7 protein-coding genes are annotated in these 5,708 nt (G+C 73.7%); 4 read left to right on the top strand and 3 right to left on the bottom strand.

The annotated features are described in order from the left end of the window. Positions 1–447, bottom strand: a 447-nt coding sequence (locus JGS39_RS36230; protein ID WP_219574013.1) for a TetR/AcrR family transcriptional regulator, incomplete at its 3' end; no start/stop codon positions are given. Between the two features lie 75 nt (positions 448–522). On the opposite strand from JGS39_RS36230, the gene JGS39_RS36225 reads away from it, so the two are divergent. Genes JGS39_RS36225 through JGS39_RS36215 form a run of 3 tightly spaced genes read left to right on the top strand, consistent with a single transcriptional unit; the run spans position 523 to position 2,549 of the window. After that, positions 523–1,215, top strand: coding sequence for an NAD(P)-dependent oxidoreductase (locus tag JGS39_RS36225; RefSeq protein ID WP_219574012.1), 693 nt, complete (start codon positions 523–525; stop codon positions 1,213–1,215). Then, positions 1,212–1,616: a pyridoxamine 5'-phosphate oxidase family protein gene (locus JGS39_RS36220; RefSeq protein WP_219574011.1), complete on the top strand. Its 405-nt coding sequence runs from the start codon at positions 1,212–1,214 to the stop codon at positions 1,614–1,616. The genes JGS39_RS36225 and JGS39_RS36220 overlap by 4 nt, the downstream gene beginning before the upstream one ends. A 48-nt stretch (positions 1,617–1,664) precedes the next feature. After that, positions 1,665–2,549: a haloalkane dehalogenase gene (locus tag JGS39_RS36215; RefSeq protein WP_219574010.1), complete on the top strand. Its 885-nt coding sequence runs from the start codon at positions 1,665–1,667 to the stop codon at positions 2,547–2,549. A gap of 9 nt (positions 2,550–2,558) precedes the next feature. Here the strand turns inward: JGS39_RS36215 and JGS39_RS36210 are convergent, their stop codons facing one another. Beyond that, positions 2,559–3,440: an aldo/keto reductase gene (locus JGS39_RS36210; protein ID WP_219574009.1), complete on the bottom strand. Its 882-nt coding sequence runs from the start codon at positions 3,438–3,440 to the stop codon at positions 2,559–2,561. 12 nt (positions 3,441–3,452) lie between these two features. Beyond that, a complete protein-coding gene (locus tag JGS39_RS36205) occupies positions 3,453–4,394 on the bottom strand; it encodes an NAD-dependent epimerase/dehydratase family protein (RefSeq protein ID WP_219574008.1) in 942 nt (313 codons plus the stop codon). Between the two features lie 70 nt (positions 4,395–4,464). On the opposite strand from JGS39_RS36205, the gene JGS39_RS36200 reads away from it, so the two are divergent. Then, positions 4,465–5,385: a LysR family transcriptional regulator gene (locus JGS39_RS36200; protein ID WP_219574007.1), complete on the top strand. Its 921-nt coding sequence runs from the start codon at positions 4,465–4,467 to the stop codon at positions 5,383–5,385. Positions 5,386–5,708: the final 323 nt, after the last annotated feature.

Here is a 5,708-nt window from a genome sequence, read left to right as displayed (position 1 = left end):
GGCGGTGGCGCGGGCGGTCGCGTCCCGGCCGCCGAGGAATTCAACAAGACGGGCCAGGAGCTCGCGTTCCAGGTATTCGCGGATCACGCCGGCGGCCTCGTCGCCCTGCGCGGTCAGCCGGCGGAAGTCGGCGTCCTCCCACAGGTCCGTGACCGCGTCGATCAGCCGGCCGGGAAGGGTGGCCGGGTCACCGCCCAGGACCTCTTCCACCGCCAGCGCGTTGGCGCACTGGAACTGCATCACGTCCGCGAACAGGCCCTTCTTCGAGCCGAAGTGGTACGCGATCAGGGCCGGATCGACCCCGGCGGCCCCGGCCACCGCGCGCAGGGTCGTGGCCCGGTAGCCGCGCTCCAGGAACAGCGCGCGCGCCACCGGGACGATCGACTCGCGGGTCGGCGGGTTCCCGCGGGGCCGGCCTCGGGTGCGCGCGGGGGCGGCGTTATTCATCAGCGTTGAGCCTGCGTTCCGTGATCGGCACAGTCAAGGGCGTTCCGGCCACCACACGAAGGAATGACCGACACCATGCGTATCGCAGTCTTCGGCGCCAACGGACCGACCGGCCGCCATCTCACCGAACAGGCCCTGGCCGCAGGTCACGAGGTCGTCGCCGTGACCCGCCGCCCCGGCTCCCTACGGGAACGCCCCGGCCTCACCGTGGCCGTCGCCGACGCCACCGACCCGGCGGCGGTCGACGCGGCGGTCGCCGGCACGGACGCCGTCCTCTCCGCGCTCGGCGCCCGCTTCAGCAAGCAGGCCGTCACCCTGTACTCGGCGAGCGCCGCGGCCCTCACCGACGCCATGGCCCGCCACGGCGTCAAGCGGCTCCTGGCCATCAGTTCCAGCATCGCCGACCCCGACTGGCGTCCCACCGGGGCGCACTTCTTCAACCATGTGCTCGATCCGCTGGTGAACCGGCGTCTGGGCCGCACCCTGCACGCGGACATGCGCCGCATGGAGGACGTGATCCGCGGAACCGGCCTCGACTGGACCCTCGTACGGCCCTCGGGCCTCTTCGAGCACCCGGTCGTCACGGACTACCGCACCGCGCCGGTCAGCGCCGACGGCGTCTTCACCGCCCGGGCCGACCTCGCCGCGAGCATGCTGCGCGAGCTGGAGGAGCGGCGCTACGTCCGTACGGCCATGGGCGTCATCACCACCGCGGTGAAGCCGAACATCGCCAAAATGATCTGGAACGAGGGAGTGAAGAAGAAGTGAGCCCGGCGACCGTCGACCTCCCCCTGGAGGCACTGGAGTTCCTCGCGCTGCCCGTCACGGCCACGTTCACCACGCTGCGCCCGGACCGCACTCCGCACGTCACTCCGGTCCGCTTCACCTTCGACGCGTCCACCGGTCTGGCCCGGGTGACCACCAGGGCGCGGGCCCGCAAGGCCCGCAACGTGGCGGCGGGCGGCGCGGCGGCCCGGGTCGCGCTCTGCCAGGCGGACGGCTTCCGCTGGCTCACCCTGGAGGGCCTGGCCACGGTCGGCGACGATCCCGTACGCCTGGCCGACGCGGTCGGCCGCTATGCCGCCCGCTACCGGAGCGCCCCGCCCGCCCCGCCGGACCTGGTCGTCGTCGAGATCGCCGTCGACCGCGTACTGGGCCTCGGCCTCTGACACCCGAACGCCCCACGAACCCGACCCCGAAAGTGAGGCGACACCGCGATGCCCACCGTTCCTGTACTCGGCTCCACCCTCCACTACCGCGAGTCCGGCGACCCCCACGGTCTGCCGTTCGTCTTCCTCCACGGCAACCCCACCTCCTCCCACCTGTGGCGCAACGTCACTCCGGGGGTGGTCGCGCCCGGCCGCCGGCTGTTGGCCCCCGACCTGATCGGCATGGGCGAGTCCGGGAAGCCCCGCATCGACTACTCCTTCGACGACCACGCCCGCCACCTCGACGCCTGGTTCGACGCCCTCGGCCTGACGGAGGCCGTACTGGTCGGCCACGACTGGGGCGGCGCGCTCGCCTTCGACCGGGCCGCCCGCCTCCCGGACACCGTCCGCGGTATCGCCTTCACCGAGACGATCATCAAACCGCTCGTCGGCGACGAATTCCCGCTGGCAGGACGGGAGTTGTTTACCCTGCTGCGCACGCCCGGGGTGGGCGAGAGCATGATCCTGGAGCATTCCCTGTTCATCAAGGGGCTCCCGGACACGCTCGCCACCCCGCTCGCCCCCGCCGATCTCGACGTCTACCGGCGCCCCTTCCCGACCCCGGACAGCCGTCGCCCGGTGCTGGCCTGGACGCGCATGATGCCGCTGGACGGCGAGCCCGCGGACGTCGTGGCGCGCATCGAGCGCTACGACGCCTGGCTGGCCGCCAGCCCCGAAGTCCCCAAGCTGCTGGCCGCGTTCGAGCCGGGCCCGGGCGCGATGACCGACCGGGGTGCCGTGGCCTGGTGCGAGGAGAACATCGCGGGCCTGGAGGTCTCCCGGTACGGCGTGGCCGGCCACCACTCCCCGGAGGACCGCCCAAAGGAGCTGGCCGCGGCGATCGACGCCTGGGCCCGGCGCCACGGGCTGGTGCGCCCGCCGGCCGCCCGATGAGGTGTTGCGCTACTCGGGTGCGGCTTCGAGCCGCGCCAGCTCCGCCTCACTGAGCTCGGTCTCCGCGGCCCGGGCCGAGTCCTGGACCGACGTCGGCCGGCTGGCCCCCGGCACCGGGACGACCGCCGGGGAGCGGGCCAACAGCCAGGCCAGGGCGATTCTTTGGGGGCTGACTCCCCGCTCGGCCGCGATGCGGTGGAAGACGGTGCCCGCACCGGCCGGTCCGGGCGGGCCGTCGAGTGCGCTGCGGGAGACACCTCCCAGCGGGCTCCAGGGCAGGAAGGCGAGGCCCAGACTCTCGCTCAGCCGGAGCTCCGGCTCGCCGGTGCGCACGGCGGGCGAGTACCGGTTCTGTACGGAGACCAGTCCGGCGCCGAGGATCGCGTGCGCCTCCCGGATCTGGGCGCTGGTCACGTTGGAGATCCCGGCGGCCCGGATCGTGCCGGCGTCGAGCAGATCGCGCAGCGCGCCGACGGACTCCGCCCAGGGCACGGCCGGGTCGGGCTTGTGCAGCTGGTAGAGGCCGATCGCCTCGACGCCCAGGCGCCCGGCGGATGCCTCGGCGGCGCGCTTGAGGTGTCCGGGAGTGCCGGTGACCGTCCAGCTGCCGTCGCCGGGCCGCCCGCGCCCGCCCTTGGTGGCGACCAGGACGCCGGAGGTGTCGCCGCCGTAACTCCGCAGCGCGCGGGCGAGGAGGAGTTCGTTGTGGCCCCTCTCGCCGGCGTGCCAGTGGTAGCTGTCGGCGGTGTCGATGAGCGTGATGCCCGCGTCGAGGGCGGCGTGGACGGTGGCGACGGCCCGCCGCTCGTCCGGGCGCCCCTCGATGGAGAGCGGCATGGCGCCCAGCCCGATGGCGCCGACCGTGATCTTGCCGATGGTGCGCTGTCGCATGGCGGGTGCTCCTCAGGCAGCGGGGACGGTGGACGCGGTGATGGATTCGGCGGCGGCGCCGCGCAGCCACTCGGCGGTGCGTGAGAAGACGAAACCCAGTTCCCCGGCCCGGGTGTTGCTCATGGCGTAGTACCGGTCGAAGGAGAACGGACCGGCCGGCTCGCCCGCGGCCACGGTCCGGTACACGGGCTCCCGGCCCGTCTCCACGGCAAGGGCGGAAGCGAGGTCGCGCACGTCGAGCAGACCGTCGGAGCAGGCGTTCAGCGGGCCGGTGAACGCGGTGGCCGTCGCCGCCCACAGGAGCACGTCCGCCAGCTCCTCGTAGTGGATGAAGACCGTGGGCAGCTCCCGCGCGTGCACGGCGATCTCCGCCCCCCGGACGAGACGGTCGGTGTAGTACGCGAGCCGGCCGGTGAACTCCCGGGCGCCGCCGCCCAGCACGTGGGCGCTGCGCACGGAGGCGAACGCGAACCGGCCGTCGCGGGTGAAGACGGCCTCGGCCTGCCGCTTGCCCTCGGCGTAGCGGGCCTCGCGGTAGGCCGCGTCGTGCCAGGGCAGGTCCGTCCGTACCGGCCAGGCGGCCGGGTCGACGCGCTCCTCCGGCACGGGGGTGTGCTGCGCGGCGTCCGGCAGGGCGGCGGTCGCCGGGTCGTAGACCTCGATGGTGGACGTCATGACGTAGCGCCGGGTGCGTCCGGAGAAGGCGCGGACGGCGGTCTCTGCCTGCACCGGTGTGTAGCAGACCTGGTCGACTACCACGTCGAACGAGCGCGGCCCGAGCGCGGCGACGAGGGCGGCCTCGTCGTCGCGGTCGACGACGAGGTGCTCGGCGCCCGGGGGCGGCGGGGTCGAGCCGCGGTTGATGACCGTGACCTGGTGCCCGGCCGCCAACAGCCGCTGGACCAGGAGCTTTCCGAAGTACCGGCTACCGCCGATGACGCAGATCCTTTGCATGCCCCCATCCTGGAGACGTACCGTCATCAGCAGAAGTACCGGCTTACTGGATGCGTCGTAAGGGAAACTGTTGATCGATGTGCAGCGACTCCGCGTCCTGCGGGCGGTGGCGGAGCACGGCAGTTTCAACCGGGCTGCCGCGGCCCTGCGTCTGACCCCTTCGGCCGTCTCGCAACATGTGGCCGCCCTGGAGCGCGGCCTCGGCTCCCAGGTCGTCACGCGCAGCACGCGGGGGGTCAGCCTCACCCCGGCGGGCCGGATCATGGTCGGTGCGGCCGAGTCGGTGGCCGCCGAGATCGAGCACGCGCGGCGCGAGGTGACCGAGCTGGGGACGGGCCGGGTCCAGCTCACCGTCGCGACGTTCACCAGCGGGGGCAGGCTGCTGCTCCCCGGCGCCCTCGCCGAGCTCACGGCTGCCCATCCCGGCACCGTCCTGCACGTCCGGGAGTACGAGCCCGAGGACAGTCTGCCCCTGGTCCGCCAGGGTGCCGTGGACCTCGCGCTCGCCTACCACTTCGACGGCCCGCTCCCCGGCCGGACGGGCGGCGGCGGCAGCCCCGCCCCGGAGTGGACCGCGCTCATGGACGACCCGCTGCACGTCGTCCTGCCCGAGACGCATCGCCTGGCCGGCCACGAGGCGCTCGACCTGGCGGAGCTGGCGGGCGAACCGTGGGTGCTCGGCTGCCTCAAGACCGAGGCGTACCTGCGGCGTTACGCCGAGCGGGCGGGCTTCGACCCCGAGGTGCGCGGCACGACGACGGACTACTTCTTCGCCCGCTCGCTCGTCGCCGCGCGCATGGGCGTCTCGCTGATCCCGTCCATCGCGCTGACACCGCAGGTGCCGGGCCTGTGCACCGTCCCGGTCAGGCCGCCGGCCCCGGCCCGGCACATCGGCGTGGCCACGAGCGGCCACCGCCGCGCCCGTGCGGAGGTCACGGCGCTGGTGCGGGCGCTGCAGAGGCAGGCGGCGGGACACGCCGGACCGTGCTGACGGCGGGCACCGGCCGGGCGCGTTCGCCGACCGCCGGAGGACTGGACAACTGACGGGTTACCGAGGGTAGTTCGGCGCATCCACTCCCCACCGGGCCTACCCACGAGTAACGTTCGCGCTCCTACAGCGCACCGCGCGCTTCCGCCTTGCAGTCCGTCCCCGGGCCCGAGCCATGCAAGGAGCGGCACCGCCATGTCGTACGAACCTCCGCACTTCCCCGGCCACGGGCGCCCGCCGCCCCGGCCCGCCCGGCCGCGGCACCGCCCGGCCTGTCCGCCCCCGCAACAGCCCGACTACCTGCTGCCCTGGCAGCGTTCGGCCCC

This window comes from Streptomyces poriferorum (genome assembly GCF_019399235.1).
In the GTDB taxonomy this organism is placed as follows: Bacteria; Actinomycetota; Actinomycetes; order Streptomycetales; family Streptomycetaceae; genus Streptomyces; species Streptomyces poriferorum.
The sequence above is the reverse complement of the archived record's forward strand: the minus strand, read 5'-3'. Positions and strand labels throughout refer to the sequence as shown.

Excerpts from the sequence above, each read along its gene's own strand:
- JGS39_RS36210 (WP_219574009.1), bottom strand. The coding sequence starts at position 3,440 with ATGCGACAGCGCACCATCGGCAAGATCACGGTCGGCGCCATCGGGCTG.
- JGS39_RS36225 (WP_219574012.1), top strand. The coding sequence starts at position 523 with ATGCGTATCGCAGTCTTCGGCGCCAACGGACCGACCGGCCGCCATCTC.
- JGS39_RS36205 (WP_219574008.1), bottom strand. The coding sequence starts at position 4,394 with ATGCAAAGGATCTGCGTCATCGGCGGTAGCCGGTACTTCGGAAAGCTC.
- JGS39_RS36215 (WP_219574010.1), top strand. The coding sequence starts at position 1,665 with ATGCCCACCGTTCCTGTACTCGGCTCCACCCTCCACTACCGCGAGTCC.